Below are 23,422 nucleotides of genomic sequence, written 5' to 3' on the forward strand. Positions count from 1 at the left end.
ACGGCCTCGGGGACGGGATAATGGCGCTGACGGTCTCGTATCCGGGGGTCTATGTGCAGGAGATCGGCGCGGCGCCGCCTGACGTCGGGGTCACGACCTCGCTGGCGGCCTTCATCGGCCGGGCGCCGATGGGGCCCGTCGATACGCCCGTGACGGTGAACAACTGGGGGGACTACCACCGCGTCTTCGGCGGCCTGGATGGGGACAGTTCGATGTCCTACCAGGTCAGCGCCTTCTTCGAGAACGGCGGGGGCCAGGCGGTGTGCGTGCGGCTGTTCGAGGCGCCCGCGGGCGGCGACACCGACGGTTGCCGCGCCACCCTGTCGCTCGGTGCGGGGCCGGCGGGAGACGGCGCGCCGCTGGTGCTGGCCGCCGCCTCGCCCGGGAGTTGGGGCGACCGGCTGAGCGCCACGGTCGATACGGCGGGCGTCACCGCGGAGGTCGCGCGCGGGCTGGGGGTGTCCGATCCGGCCGGCCTGTTCAACCTGACCGTCGCCTGTGAGGCGCCGAACGGCGCGGTCCGGAGCGAGCGGTTCGCCAACGTCACCCTGGACCCGGCCTATCCCGCACTGCTGCTGCGCCACGTGCTGGCGGAGCAGTCGCAACTGGCGACCTGGAGCAGCGGCGGGGCCGTGGCGGCGGGCGCGACCGGCCAGGGCCAGGGCGGCCGGGATTCAGCGCCCCTGTCGATCGGCGCCTGGCTGGGCGATCCGGTCCGGAAGACCGGCCTGTATGCGCTGGACCAGACGCCGGGCTTCAACATTCTGTGCATTCCGCCCGACGACGTCGACGGCGACACGCCGCCGGTCGTCTACCAGAGGGCGGCGGAATACTGCGTGATGCGCAATGCGATGCTGATCATCGATCCGCCGACGCGATGGCAGGCGGACTATGCGCGGGGCGAGCTGCAGGCGGTGTCGCCGGCCGACCTGGGCGCGTTCAGCGTCGAGGCGGGGCGTAGTTCCGCAGTCTACTTCCCCCGGGTGCAGGCGGTCGATCCGCTTCGCAACGGCCAGGTCCGGACCTTCCCCAACAGCGGCTACATGGCCGGCGTGTGGGCGCAGACCGATGTCCAGTCCGGCGTCTGGAAGGCCCCGGCGGGGCTGAACGCGGCGATCAACGGCGTCGCCGGCCTGCCCGCCGTGCTGACCGACGCCGAGAACGGCCTGCTGAACCCGCTGGGCGTCAACTGCCTGCGCACCTTCCCCATCGGCGGCACGGTGATCTGGGGGGCGCGCACGTTGCAAGGCGCCGACGTGCTGGGCGATCCCTACGCCTACATCCCGGTCCGGCGGCTGATGCTCTATCTGACGGAATGGACCCTGCAGAACACGAAGTGGGCGGTGTTCGAGCCCAATGACGAAGTCCTCTGGGCGGGCCTGCGCAGCCAGGTGTCGGCGTTCATGAACGACCTGTGGAAACAGGGCGCCCTGTTCGGATCCGCCTCGAACCAGGCGTGGTTCGTGAGCTGCGACGCCACCACCACCTCGACGGCCGACATCGAGGCCGGGCGGGTGAACATCCAGATCGGATTCGCGCCGGTGAGACCGGCCGAGTTCGTGATCCTGAACATCCAGCAGACGGCCGGGCAGGGCTAGGGCGGCGGCGCCTTCGTCAGGGCTGGATCGCCACGCCGACGAAGGGCCAGTCCTGCTCGCGGTCGGAGCCGAGAAGCCGGTCCTCGTCAGCCGGGTAGGAGGCGGTGTCGCCCGCGTACCAGAGGTCCGGGCCGCCGGTGAGGAACAGCCGCTGGCGCGATCCGACGCCCCCGATGCCGGCGTCGCAGGAAGTGCGCTGCGGGCCGATCTCGAACATCTCCAGCCGCGGACCCTTGAAGACGCGGACGGCGCGGACGAGGGCGGGACGGCCGGGCGCCGGGGCGCGGACGACCTCGGCGTCGATGATGGCGGCGAACTGGTCGATCGTGGCCCGCGCCGCGGCCTCGCGCCCCGCCGGGTCGGCCGGTATCGCGAAATCGCAGGCGAGGGCGACGGTCGGAAGCCCGGTGAACAGGACGGCGACCGTCAGGGAAAGCGCGCGATGTCTCTGCATGGCGGGAGTGTGCGACACCGGCCCGCCGGGGGCAAGCGGGACCGTCTCGCGGCGGTTAACCCCTTCCGTCAGCGACATGTTCATCGCTCGCCCACAGGTTGAGCCTTGTCCGACAGGCTTTCCGGGGGGCCCCCATGGTGATGTTCCGACCGCTGATCCGCTATGCCGACTTCAAGGGTCGCGCCAGCCGGAGCGAGTACTGGCTGTTCGCCGTGCTGCAGGGGCTCTGGTACGGCCTGCTGGTCGGCCTGACCCTGGGCGCCATGGGCTCGGGCGAACCCGCCCAGGCGACGCCCGGCGTGCTGATCGCCTTCGGCGTGATCCTGATCAGCCTGGCCGCCCTGATCGTGCCCAACTACGCGGTGCTGGTGCGACGACTGCACGACAGCGGGCGCGGCGCGATCTGGCTGTGCCTGATCGTGCCCAGCCTGCTCAGCTCGGTGATGGTCATCGGCACGATCGCCACGGCCGTCGGCGCGGTCGGGGCGGGCGCGAGCCGCGAGGCCTTCGTCGGCACGGTCCTGACCGGGCTGGGCGCGGCGGGCGTGCTGTCGATGATCGGCATGGTCTGCCAGGGCGTCCTGCTGATCCTGACCCTGCTGCCCGGCACGCGCGGCGAGAACCAGTTCGGCGGCGACCCGCGCGATCCCAGTTCGGGCGGCTATTCCTCGGGCGGCGGGATCTATGACGAGGCGCGGCTGGAGAGCCTGTTCGCCGAGGCCAGGGGCGAGACGGGCGCGGAGTCCGCGTACAAGCCCCGATTCGACTTCGGTCCGGGACCGCAGACCGAGCCGGCGCCGACCCGCCAGGCCGCGCCGGTCGACTGGGGGCGACCCGCCTATGATCCCGGCACGGCGCCGTCGCAGCCGTTCGGACGCCGCAACGGCTGAAATCAGGCGTACATGTCGCCCAGATAGACGCGCCGGACCTCGGGGTCGCGGATGACGTCCTCGGCCTTGCCCTCGAACAGGACCGAACCGCCCGAGATGATCGAGGCGTGGTCGATGATCTCGAGCGTCTCGCGGACATTGTGGTCCGTGATCAGGACGCCGATGCCCTCGCCCGCCAGATAGCGGATCACCTGCCGGATGTCGGCGATGGCCAGGGGGTCGATCCCGGCGAAGGGTTCGTCCAGCAGCATGAAGCTGGGGTTGCCGGCCAGGGCGCGGGCGATCTCGCAACGGCGACGCTCGCCGCCCGACAGGCCCGAGGCCGGGGCGTGGCGCAGGTGGTCGATGCGGAGCTCTTCCAGCAGGCGGCTGGTCTCCTCGGCGATCTTTTTGCGGTCGGTCTGGTGCAGTTCGACCACGGCGCGGATGTTCTGCTCGACCGTCATGCCGCGGAAGATCGAGGCCTCCTGCGCCAGATAGCCCAGGCCCATGCGGGCGCGCTGGTACATCGGCTGGGCCGTGATGTCCTCGCCGTCCAGCCAGATCGAGCCGGCGTCCGGCGGGATCAGGCCGGTGATCATGTAGAAGCAGGTGGTCTTGCCCGCGCCGTTGGGACCCAGCAGGCCCGCGACCTCGCCGCGCTGGACGGTCAGGGAGACGTCGCGGACCACCTGGCGCTGGCCGAAGGAGCGGGCCAGGTGCTCGGCCCGCAGGCCGGTCGCGCGCGCGGCCTCGACCGGCGCCGGGGCGACCGCGTCATGGACGTTGAGGGCTGAGAGTTCCTTGCGCGCCACGCGACACCCGAGCCGAAGCTCAGTTCCCCCGGGTCTGGGGGTGGAAGACGCCCTGGACGCGACGGCCCGAGCCGCCTTCCATCTGCGCCGCCTCGGTGCGGGTGTTGTAGACCAGGCGGGCGCCGGTGACGACGTTCTCGCCCTGGGTCAGGATCACGTCGCCGGTCAGGATGACGGTGTCGTTGCTGGTGGTGAAGACCGCGTGGTCCCCGCGGATCGTCTGTTCCGGCGTGACCAGATAGACGTTGCCGGTCGCCTCGACGCGGCTGTCGCCCGTCTGGTCCAGACCGGCGATGCGGTCGGCGCGCAGGCGGTTGTCGCCCTGGATCAGTTCGGCGCGGCCGATGAGGTTCAGGGTGCTGCCGACATATTCGACGCGGTCGGCGCCCCAGGTGATCGGCTGCCCGCCCTGGAAGCTCTGGGCGTCGCCGATCGTCGGCAGAGCCATCAGGCCCAGGCCGAGCGCGGCGGCGGTCAGAAGTGTGGTCTTGCTCATCAGTTCGCCCTCGCCGGGTTCACGGTCCCGCGCACCTTGTTATCGCCCGTACCGCTGAACACGACCCGTTGGCCCTGTTCATAGATCGCATAGGACGAAGCGTTGATCGTTCCAAGGGGGCCGGTTCCCTGAACCCCCTTGTCGCCGGTCACCACGCCGGTCGATGTATTGACCACCGCCTCGGGCGTGACGAGCGTAAAGCCGGTGCCGCCGTCGGAAATCCGGACGTTGGGGCCGATGGTCACGGTCTTGGCGACCTCGTCGTACGTACCGCCGTCGGCGGTCAGGGTGGTGACCTTGCGGCCGCCCAGGTTCAGGCGGAGCGCCGGACCGATCAGGCGGAAGCGGCCCGTGGCCGGATCCCGAACCGCGCCCTTGGCCCCGATGACGAAGCTGCGGCCCGCGGCGTCCTGGCCGTGGAACATGGGGTTGTCGAGGCGGACCTCGCGGCTGGTCCCGGCCTTGCGCTCGACGTCCGACATGACGGTGCGCAGGACGACCCAGCTGATCGTGCCGCCGGCCAGCACCAGGATCAGCACCGGCAGGAGGCGGCGCAGCAGCTGGACCCGGCGGGAGCGCGAGCGGAAGGCCTTGGCCGTCGCGGCGACGCGGGCCTCGTCCTCGGCGGTGCGGCTCTCGACCGGCTCGATCATCAGTGCGCGTCACGCATGGGCGAAGATGTCCTGCTCGTCCCAGCCCGCGAGGTCGAGGGCCGAACGGGTGGGCAGGAAGTCGAAGCAGCGGCGCGCCAGCTCAGTGCGGCCCTCGCGCTCGAGCATCTCGTCCAGCTTGGCCTTCACGGCGTGCAGGTAGAGGACGTCGGAGGCGGCGTAGTCCAACTGGGCCTGGGTGAGGACGGCCGCGCCCCAGTCGCTGGACTGCTGGGCCTTGCTGAGTTCGACGCCCGCGCATTCGCGCACGACATCCTTCAGGCCGTGGCGGTCCGTATAGGTGCGGGCCAGCTTGGAGGCGATCTTGGTGCAGTAGACCGGACGGGTCTCGACGCCGAGATGCAGCTGGAACATGCCGATATCGAAGCGGCCGAAGTGGAACAGCTTCAGCACCGCCGGATCGGCCATGACCCGCTTCAGGTTCGGGCAGTCGTAGGCGGGCCGGTTCAGGCGCACGACATGGGCGTCGCCGTCGCCGGACGACAGCTGGACCACGCAGAGCGGATCGCGGCGGAAGCGCAGCCCCATGGTCTCCGAATCGACAGCCACCACCGGACCCAGGTCCAGACCGTCGGGAAGATCGCCTTCGTGCAGAAATACCGTCATGAGCCGTAGGTAGCGCGCAGCGGCGCAGGAGGCGAGGCCAATGTCGTCTGACGGAGCCGGCAGGCGGCTAATCGCGGCTGACGGAGCCCAGCTAGTGATTAGTGGTTAGTGATTAGTGGGTCGACGCCGCAGGCGGCGGCGCGCAACCGGCGCTGTCAGAGACGCGGCCACCCACTAATCACTAACCACTAATCACTTCGCCAGCACCAACGGCCGCCAGCCGGGGCGCCGTTCCCCATCGAGCCCCGCCCCAAAAGAGAAACGGCGCCGCACCGGAAGTGCGACGCCGTTTCAATAATTGGTGCCCAGAAGAGGACTCGAACCTCCACGACCTTTCAGTCACTGGCACCTGAAGCCAGCGCGTCTACCAATTCCGCCATCTGGGCCCGGACGTCGCGTCCCCGAGGGGGCGTTTTCGTCTGGAAGGCGCGGACCTCTAAGGCAGCGGATCATGTGGGTCAACAGCCATTTTTTGCGTTTGCGTTGCGAGGCTCGCAGCCATCGTCTAATCCCCGCCCCAGCAAGGGTTCGCCCGCGCGCCGTTCGCCTTTGGAGTCTGACATGAGCGAAGTCGCCCCCGGCCTGGTCACCGTCTTCGGCGGTTCGGGATTCGTCGGCAGCCAGGTTGTGCATGCCCTGGCCCGTCGTGGCTGGCGTATCCGCATCGCCTGCCGCCGTCCTGACCGGGCCTACAAGCTGCAGACCTCGGGGTCGGTCGGCCAGATCCAGGCGATCCGCTGCGACGTCACGGACGCGGCCCAGGTGGCCGAGGCGGTTCGCGGCGCGGACGCCGTGATCAATCTGGTCGGTATCCTGTACGAGGCCGGCGCGCGCACCTTCGAGGCCCTGCACGTCGGCGCGTCGCGCAAGATCGCGGAAGCCTGCGCCGCCGCCGGCGTGGACCGTCTGGTCCAGGTCTCGGCCCTGGGCGCCAATCCGGAGAGCGAGTCGGACTACGCCCGCACCAAGGCCGAGGCCGAGATGGCGGTGCGCGAAGTGAAGCCGGACGCGGTGATCCTGCGTCCGTCGGTGGTGTTCGGCCCCGGCGACGACTTCCTGAACAAGTTCGCGGGCATGGCCCAGATCGCCCCCGTCCTGCCGCTGATCGGCGGCGGCCAGACGAAATTCCAGCCGGTCTATGTCGGCGACGTGGCCGAGGCCGTGGCCCGCGCCGCGAGCCGCAGCGAAGCCGGCGGCCAGACCTATGAGCTGGGCGGCCCGGCGGTGATGACCTTCGAGGACGTGCTGAGGCTGGTGGCGCGCGAGACCTACCGCACCCCGGGCTTCCTGCCCCTGCCCTTCGCCATCGCCAAGCTGATCGGGACCTTCGCCCAGATCCCGGCGGCCCTCGGCTTCAAGCCGGTGCTGACCAAGGACCAGGTGGTGCTGCTGGAGAGCGACAACGTGGTCGCCGCGGACGCCCAGGGCCTGGCCGCGCTGGACATCGAGCCCACGGGCGTCGAGGCCGTGGCCGCCAGCTATCTGTGGCGCTACCGCCGCGGCGGTCAGTTCGCGGAAGCGACGGCGGCCTGAGCCACCGCCTCCGGCGGAGCGCGGACCTTCGGGGAAGTGGTTAGTGGTTAGTGGTTAGTGGTTGGCCGGCAGGGTGCAGCCACAAGACCTGCGCCGCCCTTCCGCTGACAGTGCCGGCGGAAGGGCGGCGCAAACCGCGCTGTCGCAGGCTGGTGGCCAGCCACTAACCACTAACCACCAACCACCAACCACTAACCACTCGCCACTTCCGGCGCTCCGGGATCAGCCGTAGGCCCAGATGGCCAGCAGGCCGACGCCGCCGACCAGGATCCGCCAGGCGGCGAACGGCGCGAAGCCGTAGCGGCCGACGAAGTCGACCAGGGTCCTGACCACGAACAGGCCGCTGAAGAACGACACCACGAAGCCGATGCCGATCAGTCCGGCGACGTCGCCGTTGATCAGGTCGCGGCTCTCCCAGAAGTCGAGGCCGAAGGCCGCGACCATGGTCGGGATGGCGAGGAAGAACGAGAACTCCGCCGCCGCCCGCTTGTCGACGCCCAGCAGCAGGCCGCCGACGATGGTCGCGCCCGAGCGCGACACGCCCGGGATGATCGACAGGCACTGGAACAGGCCGACGCCCAGCGCCGTCTTCCAGCTGAACTTCATGGAATCCTCGGTGCGGGCCGGGGGCGCCCAGCGCTCCAGCGCGATCAGGGCGAAGCCGCCCAGGATCAGGGTCACGCAGACGATCGTGGGATTGAACAGCACCCGCTTGATGAAGTCGTGGAACAGCAGGCCGACGATGGCGGACGGGATGAAGGCCAGCAGCACCGACAGGGCGAACATGCGCGCCGCCGGATCCTTGCCCGGCAGGCCGACCAGCACCTTCCACAGGCGCTGGAAGTAGAGCGCCACCACCGCCAGGATCGCGCCCAGCTGGATCATGACGATGAAGGTGTCCCACGGCTCCGGCGGCAGGCCCAGAGCCTCCTTGGTCAGCAGCAGGTGGCCGGTGGACGAGACCGGAATGAATTCGGTCAGGCCTTCCACCAGGCCGAGGATGATCGCCGCCAGCCAGTCCGCCATGCGCGTCCTTTCAAAGATGATGTCGGGTCAGTTCGCGCCCGGTTCGGGCCCCACATAGCGCAGGCGCGCCCGGATAGGCGAGCCGTCCAGCATCTGATCGACCGCATGGGCCAGCAAACCCGCGAGGCGGCCCGTCAGCAGGATGTCCTGCGCCGCGTCGCGCGGCAGCTCCATGCGGCGCACGGCGACCGCGAGGGCCAGGGCGAAGCCCGGCGGCTGTCCCGTGACCGCCTCACCGTCGCGCAGGACGCGGGCCAGGTCGGCCGGCAGTTCGGCGGCGGCCAGGAGGCTGGCGGCGCGGGGATCGCCGGCGGCCCAGTCCGGATCGCCGAACCCGGCCCCGGCCGCATCGCGGGCAGCCTCGGCGGGCGAGCGGCGGGCGGCGATGATCCAAGCCGAGGCGGACGCGGTCTCGCCCACGGTGCGCGAGGCGGCCAGAACGGCCAGTCCGGCCAGGGCCGCGGCGGCGGGGGAGGCTCCGCCCCCGGCGGCGGCGCGGGTCGCGACCACGGCGGCGTCCATGCCGGCGTCCGCCGACAGGACCAGCGCCCGGCGGATCAGCTGGGCGTCGCGCTCGGGCGCCTTCCAGAAGCGGGCCAGACGCTGGTGCAGGAACAAGCGGGGCCCCGGGCCGGCGACGGCATCGACCGCCTCGTCCAGCACGCGGGCGCATTCAATGCGCAGGGCCTCGGGCGTGCGCGGCTTGGCGTCGGCGTCTTCCTCGGCGCGGCGCGACAGGGCGGTGAACAGGCGGGCGCGGGTCGATCCGCCGGGCGTCACGCCCACGCGGGGCCGGATCTCGGCGAAGGGATTGGCGGTCCGGGCGCCCCACAGGCCGCGGGCCACGTCCTCCAGCGTCGCCGTGGCGGACAGCTGGACCGCGTCCAGGCCGCGATAGAACAGGCGGCCCGAGGCGACGACGCTGACCGAGGATTCCAGATCGGCCTGGCCGCGCGCGGCGGGGCCGCGTTCGGCCGTCCGCGGCGCTTCGTCGCCGTCGTCGACCGCATCGCCGGTCAGGCGCGCGATGTCCCGGACGGCGTACAGGCTGCGGCGGGGATCGTTCGGGTCGGGACGGGCGGCGATCCGGCCACGGCTGACATAGGCGTAGAGCGTCTGGGCCTTGACCCGCAGACGGTCCAGCGCCTCGCCTCGCCCGATCCAGCGCTCGCCGGACGTGTCCATGCCTGTCTCCCCCGGCTGTTCAGCGCCCGGAAACCATAATGGGACGCGACCATGGGACCCTTTCGTGACGAACACGCTAACGTCGGTACGCGCACGGCGCCTTGGCAGGGTCACGGGTTTCCGCGACAAGGCGTCATGACCGCCTCCTCCCTCGACGACGCCCACGCCGCGACCCGCAGCGTCACGCGCCTGTCGGTGGGCGTGGCGGTGGTGCTGATCGCGCTGAAGGCCTTCGCCCTGGGCGCCTCGGGGTCGGTGTCGATCCTGGCCTCGCTGGCGGATTCGTCGCTGGACCTGATCGCCTCCCTGGCCACCTTCTTCGCCGTGCGCTGGGCCGCCGCCCCGCCGGACGAGGAACACCGCTTCGGCCACGGCAAGGGCGAGGCCATGGCCGCGCTGGTGCAGGCCGGACTGGTGTTCGCCTCCAGCGTCTTCATCGGCTGGGAGGCCATCCAGCGCCTGTTCGATCCCCGCCCGGTGACGTCGGGGACCTGGAGCGTCGGCGTGGTCCTGATCTCCATGGCGCTGACCGTCTGGCTGATCTGGCGGCAGAGCCGGGCGATCAAGGCCAGCGGCTCGGTCGCCGTGGCCGCCGACCGCGCCCACTACGCCTCCGACCTGGCGGCCAGCGCCGTGGTCCTGATCGGCGTGATCTCGGGCACGTTCCTGAAGGCGCCGGGGCTGGACGCCGCCGCCGGCCTGGTGGTCGCGGTCTGGCTGTTCTGGGGCGCCACGGCCGTGCTGAAGGACGCCGCCGACCAGCTGCTGGACCGGGCGACCTCGGACGCCGACCGCGTGGCCATCACCAGCGCCATCCTGTCCGACCCGCGCATCGCCGGCGTGCACCGGCTGCGCACCCGTCAGGCGGGGCCGGTGACCACGATCCAGATGCACGTCGACATGGCGCCGACCCTGACCCTGGCCGAGGCCCACGACATCCTGGAACAGGCCGAGGCGCGCCTGCTGGCCCTGTGGCCGCACGCCGACATCCTGATCCATCCCGACCCGCGCGGACCGGTGGAGCCGGACGCGACACAGGCGACGGGGCAAAAAGGCCCGTGGTCCTGACGCGATGACTAACGCCCGCTTAACGGGCTTGGGCGCATGGAGTGCGGGATGTCGGTCTCCGTCCTGTTTCACTTCGCCTTCGACCCCGTCTCGCGCGCCGCGCGACTGGCGCTGGGCGAAGCCAAGGTGGCGTTCGAGGAGAACGCCGTGCGCCCGTGGGAGCCGGACTGCCCCGTCGGCGCCCTGAACCCGTCCGGCATGACGCCCGTGCTGCAGACCACCGCCAACAACCGCGTCCTGACCCTGTGCGAGCAGGCCGCCATCCTGGGCTGGCTGGAGGACCGCGACCGCGAGCCCTTCCTGGTCCCCGCCGATCCGTTCGAGCGCGCCGAGACCCGGCGCCTGGTCGGCTGGTTCGACCGCCGCTTCACCGACGAGGTCGACGCCGTCCTGCTGCACGAGCGGATGGAGAAGCCCCTGCTGCGGCTGGGCCCGCCCGAAGCGCGCCAGCTGCGCGCCGGGCGCGAGGCGCTGCGCGGCCATCTGACGATGCTGGAAGGCCTGCTGGCCGAACGCGACTGGCTGGCCGGACGCCGCCTGAGCCAGGCCGACATCGTCGCCGCGGCCCATCTGTCGATCCTGGACTATTTCGGCGAGATCGCCTGGGCGAACTATCCGGCGCTCAAGACCTGGTACATGAAGCTGAAATCCCGCCCCTGTTTCCGTCCCCTGCTGACGGACCGCTTCCCAGGGGTGGCCGCGGCGGCGCACTACGCCGACCTCGACTTCTGAGATCTCCGCTCATCCCGGCGAAAGCCGGGACCCAGTGTTCTGGGTGATCCGCCTCTGCAGGGCATGCGTCATCGCCGGTCCTGAAATGCCGGCGTCACGCTGGACAGGACTGGGTCCCGGCTTTCGCCGGGATGAGCGGTGTGTGAGATAGCGTCCATGGCGGCCGATCCCCGTAAATTCATTCGCGAGCGCGCCGCCGCCCTGGGCTTCGACGTCTGCCGGTTCGCCTCGGCGTCCGAGCCGTGGAGCGCGGGCGAGCGGCTGGCGCATTTCGTCGAGTCGGGGCGTCACGGCGACATGGGCTGGATGGAGACGACGCTGGAGCGCCGGGCCCATCCGACCGCCATGTGGGACGGCGCAAAGACCGCCGTCGTCCTGGGCCTGAACTATGGCCCGGAGCACGATCCCCTGCCGGAACTGGAAGACCGGTCCGCCGGCTACATCTCGGTCTATGCGCGCGGCGACGACTATCACGAAGTCATCAAGGGCCGGCTGAAGACCCTGGCGGGCCAGATCGCCGCCCGCACCAAGGAAGAGGTGAAGGTCTTCGTCGACACGGCCCCGCTGATGGAGAAGCCGCTGGCCCAGCGCGCCGGGCTGGGCTGGCAGGGCAAGCACACCAACCTGCTGTCGCGCAGCCACGGCAACTGGCTGTTCCTGGGCGTCATCCTGAGCGCCACGACGTTCGAGCCCGACCCGCCGGAAGGCGAGCACTGCGGCACCTGCACCGCCTGCCTGGACGCCTGTCCCACCAACGCCTTCCCGGCGCCGTTCCAGCTCGACGCCCGGCGGTGCCTGTCCTACCTGACCATCGAGTTCGCGGGCCCTTGGCCGGAGGAGTTCCGCGCGGCGACGGGCGGGCGCATCTACGGCTGCGACGACTGCCTGGCCTCCTGCCCGTGGAACAAGTTCGCCGCGGCGGCCAAGGAGGGGCGGGTGCAGGCGCGCGACGCCCTGGTCTCGCCCCGGCTGGCGGATCTGGCGGCGCTGGACGACGCCGCCTTCCGGGCCCTGTTCTCGAAGAGCCCGGTCAAGCGCATCGGCCGCGACCGGTTCGTGCGCAATGTCCTGTACGCCATCGGCAACAGCGGCGACGCCGACCTGATCGGCCCGGCCGAAGCCTTGCTGAACGATCCCGCGCCGGTGGTGCGGGATGCGGCCGAATGGGCGCTGTCCCGACTCCCCGGCCGTTAGGCGTTGGCGGTGACGCCGACCACCCGTTCGCCGCCCTCGGCGCGGGCGATGGCCAACAGCTTGAGGCGGAAGACCAGCACGCTGTTGGCCGGGATGCCGGGCTTGGCGGCGTCGCCGTAAGCCTTGTCGGCCGGCAGGTAGACGATCCACTCGTCGCCGACCTTCATGTGCTGCAGCGCCTCGGTCCAGCCCGCGACGACCGTGCCGAGGGTGAAGACCGCCGGCTGGCCGCGCTCATAGCTGCTGTCGAAGACCGTGCCGTCGGTCAGGGTGCCCTCGTACTCGACGCGCACCAGGTCATTGCTGTCCGGGCTCTCGCCGCCCGGAGGACCGGACTGGAGGACCTTGTACTGGATGCCGCCGGGCAGGGTCTGAACGCCCTCAGCCCTGGCGTTGCGTTCCATGAAGGCCTGCCCGGCCTTCAGATTGGCCTCGGCGTCGGCGCCGCCCGTGTCCGGCGCGCGATTGCAGGCGGCCAGGGCCGCGACCATGGCCAGGACGGCGACGCCCCTAGCCCATCCGGAGTTCATAACCCGCACCTTCAAGTCCCTGTCTGATTTCTTGCGCATGCGCCTCGCCGCGGGTTTCGACCATGATGTCGAACTCCGCGCCCTTGGCCGGCACGTCCAGCGCCAGCCGGTTGTGCACGACATCGATGATGTTTCCGCCAAGGCCGCCGATCACGGCGCTCATCTTGGACAGCATGCCCGGGCGGTCGTCGCCCAGGATGCGATAGACGATCAGCCGCTTCTCGCGCACCAGTTCGCGGTTCAGGACCACGGCCAACATGCGGGCGTCGATATTGCCGCCGGTCAGCTCGATGCCGACCTTCAGCCCCCTGAACTTGTCCGGATAGGCCAGCATGGCCGCGAGCCCGCCGGCGCCCGCGCCCTCGGCGACGGTCCGCTCCATGGTGGCCAGATAGGAGACGCCACGTTCGAAATCGGCCTCCTGGCAGACCAAGACCTCTTCGATCAGCGGCTCGGCCAGGGCGAAGGGAATGTCGCCGACGGCCTTGATGGCGATGCCTTCGGCGATGGTCTGGCCGCCGCATCTGGGCGCCTCGCCGCGCCGCTTGGCGTTGAACGAGGGGTACATCGCCGCCTCGACCCCGAAAATGCGAATCGACGGCTTCATGGCCTTGGCCGCGATGGCCGAACCGGCGATCAGCCCCCCGCCGCCGATCGGGATGATCAGGACGTCGAGATCCGGCGCGTCCTCCATGAACTCCAGGCCGCAGACGCCCTGCCCGGCGACGATTCCCTCGTCGTCGAAGGCCGAGATGAAGACGAAGCCTTCCTCGTCGCGCAGCCGGTGGGCCTCTTCGGTGGAGCCCGAGAAATCCAGTCCCTTGATGACGACGGTGGCCCCATGGGCCCGCGTGCCGTCCGCCTTCACGAAGGGCGTGCCCTCGGGCATGACGATGGTCACCGGCACGCCCAGGCGGCCGCCGTGATAGGCCAGCGCCTGGGCGTGATTGCCCGCGCTGGCGGCCACCACGCCGCGCTTGCGCTCCTCCGGCGTCAGCTGCAGCAGGCGGTTCAGCGCCCCGCGCTCCTTGAAGCTGCCGGTGAAATGCAGGTTGTCGAACTTGATCCACACCTCGGCGCCGGTCAGCTGCGACAGGCGGCGGGAATAGCGTACGGGCGTGCGGTCCACCTGACCGGCGATCCGGTCCCGAGCCGCCAGAATATCGTCAAACGTCACTGTCATGAGCGTCCCCTATAGCCGGTCTCGCGCCGGTTTGTTGCGCGCTTGTGAACCACGGTCCAAGAGGTCGCAACCTTGACCTTATGGCGGCGTTGAGCGTCTGATCGGGCGTTCGACCCGCCCCCGCCCGGAGAGAGCCCATGTCCACCGCCCGGTCCCTTCTGCCCCTCGCCGCCCTGACCGCCGCAGCCGCCGTGCTGGCGGGCTGCGAGACCGTGCCCATGGGGCCCGTCGCGCCGGCCGGACCGGCCGCGTTCCGCGCCGATGATTTCGCCTGGTCCAGCACCTCGGGCCGCGCGGCCATCGAGGGCCGGGTCGATTATCGCCGCGACGGCCAGGTCTTCAGCTGCACCGGCTCGGTCGCCCTGACGCCGGACACCCCCTATACCCGCGCCCGGTTCCGGACCCTGTACGGCTCGACCGACCGCGCCGCCCTGCCCGAGGCCGTGGTGCGCGCCCGGACCGTGGCCGATCCCAACGCCGACTACCGCTCCTTCGTGCGCTCGGAGACCTGCCGGAACGGGACCTTCGACTTCGTCGGCCTGCCCGCGGGCGGCTGGTTCATCATCGCCCCGGTTAGCGCCGGGGGAGACCGCGTGGTGCTGATGCGTCACGTCGAGACGCGTAACGGACGGATCGCCGTCACCCTGCCCTGAGTGCCTCCAACGCCGTATTTCGAGGCCGCGTATCGGGCCGCTTCGGAGAATTAACCATGCGAGCCTCCCTCCTGATCGCCGCGGCCGGCCTGGCCCTGGCCGCATCCCCCGCCGCCGCCCAGTCGTGGGCCGGCGGCTACGGCCATGAGTACGGGAACAGCGGCTATAACGGCGGCTACGATCCGGACGGCGGGAGCCGCTATTACACGCCGCGCTACCGCTCGAACGCCGTGCCGTCGAACTTCGACTGGCGCAGCCAGCTGGACCGGCCGGGCGACTATCGCTGCGACCGGTTCTGGGACGCCAGCCGCGACGACTGCGGCGACCGCTGGCGCGACCAGCGCCGCCGCGTCAGCCCGCAGGCCCGCAGCGACTATCGCCAGCTGGCCGGCTACCGGTACGGCGACGGCGACGGATACGACTCCGGCCGCTACGGCTATGGCGGTCACGGCTACTACCCGCGCCGCGGCTACGGCTCGCAGTACTACGGCGGCTATGGCTACGGCGGACACAATCAGGGGGGCACGGCCTATGAGGGCGCCTATGGGCGGCCCGACGTGGTCTTCCCCGGCGGCGGTTATCGCGGCGGTTATGCGGGAGGCTCCCGGGACGGGCGCCGCATCGACTGGTGCCGGGCGACCTACCGCTCCTACGACCCCGGCAGCGGCTACTATCGGGCCTACAGCGGCCGTCTGGTCTGGTGCGGCTAAGCTAGACGCCTGACAATGTTCGTCCGATCACAGACGTGTGGGTGATCGGCGTTCGCCATTGTTTCGCCCTCTGCGGCCCGCTCCTTGGCCCCGCCCGTCCGGGCGTAGTCGAGGGGGAGCGTCATGTCCCAGCACAATATTTCCGGGTCCGAGGTCTTCGGTCCCAAGCCGTTCGTCATCCTGCGCGGCGTGAAGACCGGCGGCCTGCGCCGTCAGCGTAGCGCCCGCACCCTGATCGCCTTCATCGCCGGCGCCGTCGTGGCCGTGACCGGCGGCGCGATCGCCCTGGCGGCGGTGTTCGGGCCGACGCTCTTCGGCTGAAGCCGAAGAGCGTTCTTTGTTGGGCCGCGGACCGTCGGCCCTGCGGGACCTCCCGACCCGACGCGGCCTGGCGCTTCGCGCAGGCGTCTCCCTCCCCTTCTGGGGAGGGTGGCCGAGTGAAGCGAGGTCGGGTGGGGAGCGGCGCTTCCGCCCTTACGAACCCCGCCCCGTCGGCGCTGCGCGCCGACATCCCTCCCCACGAGGGGAGGGAGAAAGCGCCTGCTAGGCCAGCCACACCATCCGGCGCGTACGGGCTTCCCCGTTCCGGGCGCGGCTGAAGCCCTTGCGGACCTCGCCCGTGTACAGGAAGCCCGCCTTTTCCAGGACGCGGCCCGAGGCGGGGTTGTCGTCGAAATGGCCCGCGACCAGGGCGCGGCGGCGCCAGTTGCGGCTGGCCCAGACCACGCCCGCCTCCAGCGCCTCGGTGGCGTAGCCGCGGCCCCAGTAGGGGCGGCCGATCCAGTAGCCGACCTCCGGGCCGATATCCCCGTCCTCGAACAGGCCGATCACGCCGACGGGCCCGTGGTCCTCGTGGTCGATCAGGAAGGTGCGGGCGCGGGCCGGATCCTGGCCCGCGACGGCCAGCACGAAGGCCTCGGCGTCGGCCGTCGAGAAGGGATGCGGCATGCGCAGCGTCATCCGCGCGATGTCGGCGTCATTGGCCAGGGCCGTGAGACGGCTGATGTCCTGGGCCTGCGGGCTGCGCAGGGCCAGGCGCCGGGTCTCGACGACGGGAGAGGGTTCGATCACGCACATGACACGCCTCATTCGGAACTCACCGCCTCCTTGGAGGGCTCGGGCGGTGTTCGAGGCGGGGAACGAAAACGGGGAGCCTGGTGATCCAGACTCCCCGCGGAAAATTTCCCTGGTCCGGATCGCGGCTCTTGAGCCTTCGCGATCCGGGTGATGTTCCGTATCGCGTTACTCGGCGGCCATGGCCTGTTCGGCGGTGTCGTTCGCCGGAAGAATCGACACGTAACAACGGCCGTTGGCTTTCTTCGTGAATTTCACGGCGCCGTGCACGGTGGCGAAGAGGGTGTGATCGCGGCCCAGGCCGACGTTCTCGCCCGGGTGGAAGGTGGTGCCGCGCTGACGCACGAGGATGTTGCCGGCCAGCACGCGCTCGCCGCCGAACTTCTTCACGCCGAGGCGCTTCGACTCGGAGTCGCGACCGTTACGCGACGAACCGCCTGATTTCTTGTGAGCCATCGTAACTCTCTTCAGCTTCGCGTCCGGCGCCCTCAGGCGCCCGACATCGTCATTCTATCACAGTCGCGGCCGCAAGGGACGCGGGGTTGGTTTTACGCTTCGTCGGTCGAGGCGGCGGCGGCCTTCTTGGCCGGAGCCTTCTTGGCCGCGGGAGCCTTGGCGGCCTTCGGAGCCGGAGCGGCTTCCTCGGTCGCCTCGACGCGCGGGGCCAGGCCACGGGCGCGAGCGTTCATCTCGAGCTTGGTCATCAGCGAGGTTTCGCCGTCCCACTTGGCCTTCTCGCCGGCGCCTTCGATGCCGGTGATGCGCAGGACCGATTCCATCTGGCGGTGGCCGTTGGTGCGGCGGTAGCCCTGACGACGGATCTTCTTGAAGATCTTGATCTTCTCACCCTTGCGGGTTTCGACCAGCGTCGCGGCGACCGAAGCGCCTTCGATCAGCGGGGCGCCGAGGGTGACGCCCTTGTCGCCGCCCAGCATCAGGACTTCACCGAAGTTGACGGCAGCGCCAGCGTCGCCGTCGAGCTTCTCGACCACGATCACGTCGCCCGGTTGGACCCGGTACTGCTTGCCGCCGGTCTTGATCACCGCGTACATGTTGAAGCCTCAGCGTAAACGCAAAAAGAATAGCGCCCGGCGGGGACCCCCGGCGGGCGAAGAGCGGCGACATATACGGAAGGGGTCCGCCGAGTCAACGCGGACGGGGAAAAAACCCCGGACCCGCCGTATTCGGGTCCGGCTCCCGCCGTCCCCTGAAGCGCGGACCTTTGCCCGCCGTACAGACCCCGCCCGGCCGTCGCAAGGTCGCGGGGGACGGGGCGACGGGAATCCGGAGCGGTCGCCCGTCAGCGGCCATCGCCCGGCCCGGCCGAGGCGTCCCCGATCACGACGGCCTCATCAACCCTGACGATACCGGTGCGCAGAGTTCTATGCATGATGCGGGGCTGATCGATGCTCCGCCGGCGCTGCGTTTGACTGGCGATCATCCTCCAGTCGCCTCGTTGGCGAGTTTTCTGCTCGAAGTTAGCTTCGCCATAATCTCCGGTTGCTTGCCCGGCCCTCTTAAGGTTTAGGTAAGAGTACCTAGCGTCGGCGACGACGCCAATGCATAACGGCGCTTCATGAGCGCCCGTCTTCAGGGGGAGACACCTATATGCCGACGACCTGGTCCACCGTAACCGATCCCATTGGCGACACCGGCGCCTTCGACAGCCGCATGATCTTCGGCGACTTCGACGGCGATGGCGACATCGACATCCTGTTCCAGAACGGCAACACCGCCGGCACCGGCATCGGCTACATGCGGAACAACGGCAACGGGACGTTCGTCACGTTCACCGACGCCACCGCCGCCGGGTCGATCTTCCAGGGCGTGGACCTGTCGGGCCGTCAGATCAGCCCGGCCAACTTCTTCATCCTGGACTTCGACGGCGACGGCGACCTGGACATCCTGGACCGCACATCCAACAGCACGACCTTCTTCCGGAATGAAGGCAACGCCGGCTTCACCCGCATCGCCGATCCGATCCCGGACACCGGCTCGTTCGACCAGCGCATGGTCTGGGGCGACTTCGACGGCGACGGCGACGTGGACGCCCTCTACCAGAACGGCAACACCGCCGGATCGGGCATCGGCTTCCTGCGCAACGACGGCGGCCTGAGCTTCACCAACTTCACCAACGCCGCGGCGGCGGGCACGCCCTTCACCGGCGTCGTCTTCACCGGCCTGCAGATCACCACCTCCACCTTCGTGGTCGATATCGACGACGACGGCGACATGGACATCCTGGATCGCGGCACGACCCAGGTGATGTACCGCAACGACGGCGGGACCATGGTCCGCACGGCGGATCCGCTGGCCGACATCGGCAATTTCGACGCCCGCATGATCTTCGGCGACTTCGACAGCGACGGCGACACCGACGCCATCTACCAGAACGGCAACACCGCCGGGACCGGCTTCGGCTATTTCCGTAATGACGGCGGGTCCTTCACCAACTTCACCAGCCTGACCGGCACGCCCTTCGAGGGGCTGGACCTGACCGCCCAGCAGCTGACCACCTGGACCGCGGTGGACATCGACGGCGACGGCGACGTGGACATCGTCGACCGCGACCAGGCCGGCGGCGGCCTGGTGCTGTACCGCCAGAACGGCGCCCCGCCGCGCCTGACCGCGACCACCCCGTCGGACAACGGCACGGGCGTGGCCCCGGGCGCCAACATCACCCTGACGTTCAGCGAAAGCGTCACCAAGGGCAACGGCAACATCTACATCTACCGCGGCGACGGCACCCTGATCGAGACCATCTCGATCGGCTCGGCCCAGGTGACCGGCTCGGGCACGACCTGGACGATCGACCCGTCCGTCACCCTGGCGGGCCTGACCAACTACTACATCCTGATCGACCAAGAGACCTTCGCCGACGCCGAGGGCGCGGTGTTCGCGGGCATCTTCAACCCCACGACGCTGAACTTCACCACGGCGTCGAGCAACACGGCCCCGACCTTCACCAACCTGAACGGCGACGCGGCCGCGCACACCGAGAACGTGCCGGTCCGGCTGGACGTGGGCGGCAACGCCACGGTGGCGGACGCGGAAAGCCTGAACTTCGACACCGGCACCCTGACCGTCACCATCACCGCCAACGGCCAGGCGGGGCAGGACGTGCTGAGCGTGGCCAACATCGGCAACGGGGCCGGCCAGATCGGCGTCTCGGGTTCGGCGATCCTGTATCAGGGCGTGCAGATCGGCACCTTCACCGGCGGGACCGGCGGCGTGGCCCTGGTCATCACCCTCGATACCGACGCCACCCCGGCGGCGACGCAGGCCCTGGTGCGGGCGCTGCAGTACAACAACACCTCGGACGCGCCGAACACCGCGACTCGCACGGTCACCATCGTCCTGACCGACGGCGACGGCGGCACCAGCACGACCCAGACGACCAGCGTCACCGTCACGGCGGCCAACGACGTTCACACCGGCGGCGCCGCGATCACCGGCACGGCAAGCGAGAACGGCGTCCTGACCGCCGTCTCGACCCTGGCGGATCCGGACGGCCTGGGCGCCCTGCATTATCAATGGCAGCGCGACACCGGCGGCGGCTTCGTCAACGTCGGCGCCGACCAGTCGACCTACACCCTCGGCGACGCCGACGTGGGCGGCGTGGTCCGCGTGGTCATCTACTACACCGACGCCGGCGGCACGGTGGAATCGGCGACCTCGGCGGCGTCCGCCGCCATCGCGGCGGTCAATGATCCGCACACCGGCGGCGCCTCGCTCACCGGCACGGCGACCGAGAACCAGGTCCTGACCGCCGTCTCGACCCTGGCCGACGTGGATGGCCTGGGCACGCTGCACTACGACTGGCAGCGCGACACCGGCTCGGGCTTCGTCTCCATCGGCGCGGCCGACCAGGCGACCTACACCCTGGGCGACGCCGACGTGGGCGGCGTGGTCCGCGTGGTCATCAGCTACACCGACGGCCAGGGCTTCTCGGAATCGGCGACCAGCGCCGGCACCGCGGCCATCGCGGCCATCAACGACGCGCCCACGGGCGGCGTCTCGATCACCGGCACGGCGACCGAGGACCAGGTCCTGACCGCCGATTCCTCGACGCTCGCCGACGCCGACGGCCTGGGCACGCTGCACTACCAGTGGCAGCGCAACACCGGATCCGGCTTCGTCAACGTCGGGGCCGACCAATCGACCTACACCCTCGGCGACGCCGACGTAGGCGGCGTAATCCGCGTGATCACCAGCTACACCGACGGCCAGGGCTTCGCCAACAGCGTGACCAGCGCCGGCACTTCGGCCGTCGCAGGCGTCAATGACGCCCCGACGCTGAGCCTGACGGGCACGACCACGACCTTCGTCGAGGACGGCGCCTCGGCGGACCTGTTCTCGGGAGTGACTGTCACCAATCCCGAAAGCGGCCAGGAACTGACGCTGCGCCTGCAGGTCAGCGGCGTTTCCGACGGCCTCGACGAGCAGCTGATCCTGTCCGGCGTGCCCATCAACCTTGTGGCCGGCAGCCCCTTCATCCAGCCCGCGCCGGGCGGCGCCGTGATGGTGCAGGTGACCTCGGGCGGGGCGGGCGTGCTGAACGTCATCATCGTCGGCATCAGCTCGAACACCCACGCGCAGCAGATCCTGGACGCGCTCGTCTATCGGAACGCCAGTCAGAACCCGACCGTGGGCGACCGCACCGTGACCGTGGTCTCGATCGCGGACAACGGCGGCGGCTCCAATCTCACGGCCGTCAATGTCAGCACGACGGTCACCGTCAGCGCGGTCAATGACGCCCCCGTCGCGGTGAACGACGTCAACATCACCGCCGAGACCGCCGCCGTGAGCGGCACGGTCTTCGCCAACGACAGCGACGTGGACGGCCCCGCCCTGGTGGTCAGCGCCGTGAACGGCTCCGCAGCGTCGGTCGGGATGCAGATCACCCTGCCGTCGGGCGCCCTGCTGACGCTCAACGCCGACGGGACCTATAGCTACGATCCCAACGGGGCGTTCGCGTACATTCCGGGCCCGTCGTCGGGTTCGCCGAACCAGACGGCGACCGACACCTTCAGCTACACCCTCGCCAACGGCAACACCGCCACGGTCACCATCACCATCACCGGCCAGGACACCGAGGGCGACGTGGTCACCGGCGGATCGGGCGACGACGTCCTGACCTCGGGCGGCGGCGACGACACCTTCGTGGGCGGCGGCGGCAACGACACGCTGACCGGCGGCGCCGGCAAGGACACCGCCGACTATACCAACGCCAGCAGCGGCGTCGTGGCCGGCCTGAACACGGGAACGGCCGACGACGACGGCGACGGCGGCGTGGACACCCTGATCGAGATCGAGAACCTCACCGGCTCGGCCTTCAACGACACCCTGACCGGGGCCGAGGGCGAAAACGTCCTGAGCGGCGGCGGGGGCTATGACGTCCTGGTCGGCCTGGCCGGCAACGACACCCTGTACGGCGGAACCGGCACGGCCAACGAGATGTACGGCGGCGAGGGCGACGACACCTATTATGTCGACGCCGACGACACGATCATCGAGGAGGTCGACGAGGGGCATGACACCGTCGTCACCACCCTCAACGCCTTCTTCCTGGGGGCCAATTTCGAGGACCTGACCTACGCCGGCTCGGGCAATTTCCAGGGCCGGGGCAATGCGCTGAACAACGTCCTCACCGGTGCCGCCGGCGACGACATCCTGAGCGGCGGCGCCGGGCGGGACCGGCTGAACGGCGGCCTGGGCAGCGACACGGCCAGCTATGCGACGGCCGCCGCCGGGGTCGTGGCTGATCTGGCGGCCAATGCGGTCACCAACGACGGCGACGGCGGCTCCGATATCCTGACCAGCATCGAGAACCTGACCGGCTCGGCCTTCAACGACAGCCTGTCGGGCGACGCTTCGGCCAACAGGCTGGATGGCGGCGACGGCGACGACGTGCTGATCGGACGCGGCGGCAACGACGTCCTGCGGGGCGGCGACGGGGTCGATACGGCGGACTACAGCGCCGCGGCCTCGGGCATTCGCGCCCAGCTGGATACGGGCGAGGTGACCGACGGCGACGGCGGAACCGACTATGTCAGCGGGGTCGAGAACATCATCGGCACCGCCTTCAACGACGTGATCATCGCCAGCACGGGCGACAATGTGCTGGACGGCGGCGCCGGCTACGACATCCTGATCGGCGGCGAGGGCAACGACACCCTGCGCGGCGGATCCGGCGTGGCCAATGAGCTGTACGGCGGCGCGGGCGACGACCTCTATATCGTCGACGCCAACGACACGATCGTCGAGCTGTCGGGCGAGGGCGTGGACCGCGTCGAGACGACGCTGCACAGCTACACCCTGGCCGACAACGTCGAGCACATGCGCTTCACCGGCACGGGCAACTTCGCCGGTCAGGGCAACGCCCTGGCCAACGAGATCACCGGCGGCATGGGCGACGACACCCTGACCGGTGGCGGCGGCGACGACGTCCTGGACGGCTGGTCTGGCCGCGACACCGTGGTCATGAGCGGCCTCAGCACCGACTATACGATCGTGCACCTGGGCGGCAGCCAGTACCGGATCACCGACAATGTCGGCGGTCGCGACGGGATCGACCTGCTGAACGGCATCGAGGAGGTCCGCTTCTCCAACGGCGTGACGGCCATCCTCAGCGGCGGCGCCGCCTCGCCGGTCCTGTTCGTCAAGGACGCCGCTTCGCAGCCGCTCACCCAGCCCGGCCTCATCGCGGACGACCAGAAGGACACGGCCGAACCCCTGGTCCTGCCCGGGGTGACCGACGACGACTTCCTCATCGGCAAGGGCGATCACCTTCCGCTGGTGCAGCCGGGCCTGGGCGACGATGCGCATGGGCTCGAGATGAGCCATCTGGCTCCGTCGGTCATGATCGACGGCGTGCAGATCGCCGTGCTGGAAGATCACGCCATCCCCGGCATCGGCCACGCGCCGGGTCACGACGACTGGATGTTCTGATCCACCGATCCGGCGGCGCACGAAAAATGCGCCGCCGGGCTCGACTGTTATAAAGTAACACGCTACAGGGCGAG

22 protein-coding genes and 1 tRNA gene are annotated in these 23,422 nt (G+C 69.9%); 10 read left to right on the forward strand and 13 right to left on the reverse strand.

Annotated elements, in window-relative coordinates; all coding sequences use genetic code 11:
• Positions 1-20 precede the first annotated feature (20 nt).
• Entirely contained in the window at positions 21-1,598 is a 1,578-nt protein-coding gene (locus AC07NB_RS07205; RefSeq protein WP_494571882.1) for a phage tail sheath family protein, read from the forward strand.
• A gap of 16 nt (positions 1,599-1,614) precedes the next feature.
• Here AC07NB_RS07205 and AC07NB_RS07210 read toward each other — a convergent pair whose 3' ends face one another.
• Positions 1,615-2,052, reverse strand: a complete 438-nt coding sequence (locus AC07NB_RS07210; protein ID WP_492314062.1) for a hypothetical protein — start codon at positions 2,050-2,052, stop codon at positions 1,615-1,617.
• Between the two features lie 134 nt (positions 2,053-2,186).
• Here AC07NB_RS07210 and AC07NB_RS07215 point away from each other — a divergent pair, with 134 nt between their 5' ends.
• Positions 2,187-2,942: a DUF805 domain-containing protein gene (locus tag AC07NB_RS07215; RefSeq protein ID WP_494571883.1), complete on the forward strand. Its 756-nt coding sequence runs from the start codon at positions 2,187-2,189 to the stop codon at positions 2,940-2,942.
• A 2-nt stretch (positions 2,943-2,944) separates the two neighbouring features.
• On the opposite strand, the gene lptB is transcribed toward AC07NB_RS07215, so the two are convergent.
• From lptB to AC07NB_RS07240, 5 genes are all read right to left on the reverse strand, one after another.
• Positions 2,945-3,736, reverse strand: a complete 792-nt coding sequence (lptB, locus tag AC07NB_RS07220; protein WP_492314064.1) for an LPS export ABC transporter ATP-binding protein — start codon at positions 3,734-3,736, stop codon at positions 2,945-2,947.
• Positions 3,737-3,755: 19 nt separating this feature from the next.
• Complete coding sequence (locus tag AC07NB_RS07225) at positions 3,756-4,232, reverse strand: LptA/OstA family protein (RefSeq protein WP_291838669.1); 477 nt, start codon at positions 4,230-4,232, stop codon at positions 3,756-3,758.
• Complete coding sequence (gene lptC / locus AC07NB_RS07230) at positions 4,232-4,885, reverse strand: LPS export ABC transporter periplasmic protein LptC (RefSeq protein WP_494571884.1); 654 nt, start codon at positions 4,883-4,885, stop codon at positions 4,232-4,234. The genes AC07NB_RS07225 and lptC overlap by 1 nt, the downstream gene beginning before the upstream one ends.
• Before the next feature lie 9 nt (positions 4,886-4,894).
• The gene (locus AC07NB_RS07235) at positions 4,895-5,509 is read right to left on the reverse strand and encodes a ribonuclease D (protein ID WP_291838676.1); all 615 of its coding nucleotides are present in this window, start codon (positions 5,507-5,509) and stop codon (positions 4,895-4,897) included.
• 299 nt (positions 5,510-5,808) lie between these two features.
• Positions 5,809-5,895, reverse strand: a tRNA-Leu gene (locus AC07NB_RS07240).
• Positions 5,896-6,070: 175 nt separating this feature from the next.
• Here AC07NB_RS07240 and AC07NB_RS07245 point away from each other — a divergent pair.
• Positions 6,071-7,042 (forward strand): complex I NDUFA9 subunit family protein, encoded by a 972-nt coding sequence (locus AC07NB_RS07245; RefSeq protein WP_492314065.1) that lies wholly within the window; start codon positions 6,071-6,073, stop codon positions 7,040-7,042.
• 222 nt (positions 7,043-7,264) lie between these two features.
• Here the strand turns inward: AC07NB_RS07245 and AC07NB_RS07250 are convergent, their stop codons facing one another.
• Together AC07NB_RS07250 and AC07NB_RS07255 are read right to left on the reverse strand one after the other, a co-directional pair.
• Positions 7,265-8,068 (reverse strand): undecaprenyl-diphosphate phosphatase, encoded by an 804-nt coding sequence (locus tag AC07NB_RS07250; RefSeq protein ID WP_291838681.1) that lies wholly within the window; start codon positions 8,066-8,068, stop codon positions 7,265-7,267.
• A gap of 27 nt (positions 8,069-8,095) precedes the next feature.
• Positions 8,096-9,253: a citrate/2-methylcitrate synthase gene (locus tag AC07NB_RS07255; RefSeq protein WP_494571885.1), complete on the reverse strand. Its 1,158-nt coding sequence runs from the start codon at positions 9,251-9,253 to the stop codon at positions 8,096-8,098.
• 135 nt (positions 9,254-9,388) lie between these two features.
• Between AC07NB_RS07255 and AC07NB_RS07260 the strand changes: the two genes are divergently transcribed.
• The 3 genes from AC07NB_RS07260 to queG all read left to right on the forward strand — a co-directional run bounded on the left by AC07NB_RS07260 (position 9,389) and on the right by queG (position 12,247).
• Positions 9,389-10,321: a cation diffusion facilitator family transporter gene (locus tag AC07NB_RS07260; RefSeq protein WP_492314067.1), complete on the forward strand. Its 933-nt coding sequence runs from the start codon at positions 9,389-9,391 to the stop codon at positions 10,319-10,321.
• Positions 10,322-10,369: 48 nt separating this feature from the next.
• On the forward strand, positions 10,370-11,053 hold the full coding sequence (gene fzlA / locus AC07NB_RS07265) for an FtsZ-binding protein FzlA (RefSeq protein WP_291836050.1): 684 nt from the start codon (positions 10,370-10,372) through the stop codon (positions 11,051-11,053).
• A 156-nt stretch (positions 11,054-11,209) separates the two neighbouring features.
• Entirely contained in the window at positions 11,210-12,247 is a 1,038-nt protein-coding gene (gene queG / locus AC07NB_RS07270) for a tRNA epoxyqueuosine(34) reductase QueG (RefSeq protein WP_291836053.1), read from the forward strand.
• On the opposite strand, the gene bamJ is transcribed toward queG, so the two are convergent.
• Positions 12,244-12,777, reverse strand: a complete 534-nt coding sequence (bamJ, locus tag AC07NB_RS07275; RefSeq protein ID WP_494571886.1) for a BamJ family beta-barrel-assembly machinery protein — start codon at positions 12,775-12,777, stop codon at positions 12,244-12,246. The genes queG and bamJ overlap by 4 nt on opposite strands.
• Positions 12,758-13,960 carry a threonine ammonia-lyase gene (locus AC07NB_RS07280; RefSeq protein WP_494571887.1) on the reverse strand — a complete coding sequence of 401 codons (1,203 nt, stop codon included), beginning with the start codon at positions 13,958-13,960 and terminating at the stop codon, positions 12,758-12,760. Before AC07NB_RS07280 ends, bamJ begins: the two co-directional genes overlap by 20 nt.
• 137 nt (positions 13,961-14,097) lie before the next feature.
• On the opposite strand from AC07NB_RS07280, the gene AC07NB_RS07285 reads away from it, so the two are divergent.
• The 3 genes from AC07NB_RS07285 (at position 14,098) to AC07NB_RS07295 (ending at position 15,644) form a co-directional block, all read left to right on the forward strand.
• Positions 14,098-14,613, forward strand: coding sequence for a hypothetical protein (locus AC07NB_RS07285; RefSeq protein ID WP_291836062.1), 516 nt, complete (start codon positions 14,098-14,100; stop codon positions 14,611-14,613).
• Positions 14,614-14,669: 56 nt separating this feature from the next.
• Positions 14,670-15,323: a BA14K family protein gene (locus tag AC07NB_RS07290; protein WP_494571888.1), complete on the forward strand. Its 654-nt coding sequence runs from the start codon at positions 14,670-14,672 to the stop codon at positions 15,321-15,323.
• A gap of 123 nt (positions 15,324-15,446) precedes the next feature.
• Complete coding sequence (locus tag AC07NB_RS07295; RefSeq protein WP_494571889.1) at positions 15,447-15,644, forward strand: hypothetical protein; 198 nt, start codon at positions 15,447-15,449, stop codon at positions 15,642-15,644.
• 222 nt (positions 15,645-15,866) lie between these two features.
• On the opposite strand, the gene AC07NB_RS07300 is transcribed toward AC07NB_RS07295, so the two are convergent.
• The 3 genes from AC07NB_RS07300 to rplU all read right to left on the reverse strand — a co-directional run bounded on the left by AC07NB_RS07300 (position 15,867) and on the right by rplU (position 17,449).
• On the reverse strand, positions 15,867-16,400 hold the full coding sequence (locus tag AC07NB_RS07300) for a GNAT family N-acetyltransferase (protein WP_291836070.1): 534 nt from the start codon (positions 16,398-16,400) through the stop codon (positions 15,867-15,869).
• Positions 16,401-16,565: 165 nt separating this feature from the next.
• Positions 16,566-16,853 carry a 50S ribosomal protein L27 gene (rpmA, locus tag AC07NB_RS07305; RefSeq protein ID WP_291836072.1) on the reverse strand — a complete coding sequence of 96 codons (288 nt, stop codon included), beginning with the start codon at positions 16,851-16,853 and terminating at the stop codon, positions 16,566-16,568.
• A 92-nt stretch (positions 16,854-16,945) separates the two neighbouring features.
• Positions 16,946-17,449, reverse strand: a complete 504-nt coding sequence (rplU, locus tag AC07NB_RS07310; protein ID WP_291836075.1) for a 50S ribosomal protein L21 — start codon at positions 17,447-17,449, stop codon at positions 16,946-16,948.
• A 556-nt stretch (positions 17,450-18,005) separates the two neighbouring features.
• Here rplU and AC07NB_RS07315 point away from each other — a divergent pair.
• Positions 18,006-23,348: a beta strand repeat-containing protein gene (locus AC07NB_RS07315; protein ID WP_494571890.1), complete on the forward strand. Its 5,343-nt coding sequence runs from the start codon at positions 18,006-18,008 to the stop codon at positions 23,346-23,348.
• The last annotated feature ends 74 nt before the right edge of the window (positions 23,349-23,422 follow it).

It is taken from the genome of Brevundimonas sp. GW821-FHT09G01, assembly GCF_059416065.1.

Bases quoted from the DNA above. Each gene is read 5' to 3' on its own strand.
- AC07NB_RS07205 (WP_494571882.1), top strand. From the start codon at position 21: ATGGCGCTGACGGTCTCGTATCCGGGGGTCTATGTGCAGGAGATCGGC.
- AC07NB_RS07210 (WP_492314062.1), bottom strand. From the start codon at position 2,052: ATGCAGAGACATCGCGCGCTTTCCCTGACGGTCGCCGTCCTGTTCACC.
- AC07NB_RS07215 (WP_494571883.1), top strand. From the start codon at position 2,187: ATGGTGATGTTCCGACCGCTGATCCGCTATGCCGACTTCAAGGGTCGC.
- AC07NB_RS07225 (WP_291838669.1), bottom strand. From the start codon at position 4,232: ATGAGCAAGACCACACTTCTGACCGCCGCCGCGCTCGGCCTGGGCCTG.
- lptC (WP_494571884.1), bottom strand. From the start codon at position 4,885: ATGATCGAGCCGGTCGAGAGCCGCACCGCCGAGGACGAGGCCCGCGTC.
- AC07NB_RS07235 (WP_291838676.1), bottom strand. From the start codon at position 5,509: ATGACGGTATTTCTGCACGAAGGCGATCTTCCCGACGGTCTGGACCTG.
- AC07NB_RS07245 (WP_492314065.1), top strand. From the start codon at position 6,071: ATGAGCGAAGTCGCCCCCGGCCTGGTCACCGTCTTCGGCGGTTCGGGA.
- AC07NB_RS07250 (WP_291838681.1), bottom strand. From the start codon at position 8,068: ATGGCGGACTGGCTGGCGGCGATCATCCTCGGCCTGGTGGAAGGCCTG.
- AC07NB_RS07255 (WP_494571885.1), bottom strand. From the start codon at position 9,253: ATGGACACGTCCGGCGAGCGCTGGATCGGGCGAGGCGAGGCGCTGGAC.
- AC07NB_RS07260 (WP_492314067.1), top strand. From the start codon at position 9,389: ATGACCGCCTCCTCCCTCGACGACGCCCACGCCGCGACCCGCAGCGTC.
- fzlA (WP_291836050.1), top strand. From the start codon at position 10,370: ATGTCGGTCTCCGTCCTGTTTCACTTCGCCTTCGACCCCGTCTCGCGC.
- queG (WP_291836053.1), top strand. From the start codon at position 11,210: ATGGCGGCCGATCCCCGTAAATTCATTCGCGAGCGCGCCGCCGCCCTG.
- bamJ (WP_494571886.1), bottom strand. From the start codon at position 12,777: ATGAACTCCGGATGGGCTAGGGGCGTCGCCGTCCTGGCCATGGTCGCG.
- AC07NB_RS07280 (WP_494571887.1), bottom strand. From the start codon at position 13,960: ATGACAGTGACGTTTGACGATATTCTGGCGGCTCGGGACCGGATCGCC.
- AC07NB_RS07285 (WP_291836062.1), top strand. From the start codon at position 14,098: ATGTCCACCGCCCGGTCCCTTCTGCCCCTCGCCGCCCTGACCGCCGCA.
- AC07NB_RS07290 (WP_494571888.1), top strand. From the start codon at position 14,670: ATGCGAGCCTCCCTCCTGATCGCCGCGGCCGGCCTGGCCCTGGCCGCA.
- AC07NB_RS07295 (WP_494571889.1), top strand. From the start codon at position 15,447: ATGTCCCAGCACAATATTTCCGGGTCCGAGGTCTTCGGTCCCAAGCCG.
- AC07NB_RS07300 (WP_291836070.1), bottom strand. From the start codon at position 16,400: ATGTGCGTGATCGAACCCTCTCCCGTCGTCGAGACCCGGCGCCTGGCC.
- rpmA (WP_291836072.1), bottom strand. From the start codon at position 16,853: ATGGCTCACAAGAAATCAGGCGGTTCGTCGCGTAACGGTCGCGACTCC.
- rplU (WP_291836075.1), bottom strand. From the start codon at position 17,449: ATGTACGCGGTGATCAAGACCGGCGGCAAGCAGTACCGGGTCCAACCG.
- AC07NB_RS07315 (WP_494571890.1), top strand. From the start codon at position 18,006: ATGCCGACGACCTGGTCCACCGTAACCGATCCCATTGGCGACACCGGC.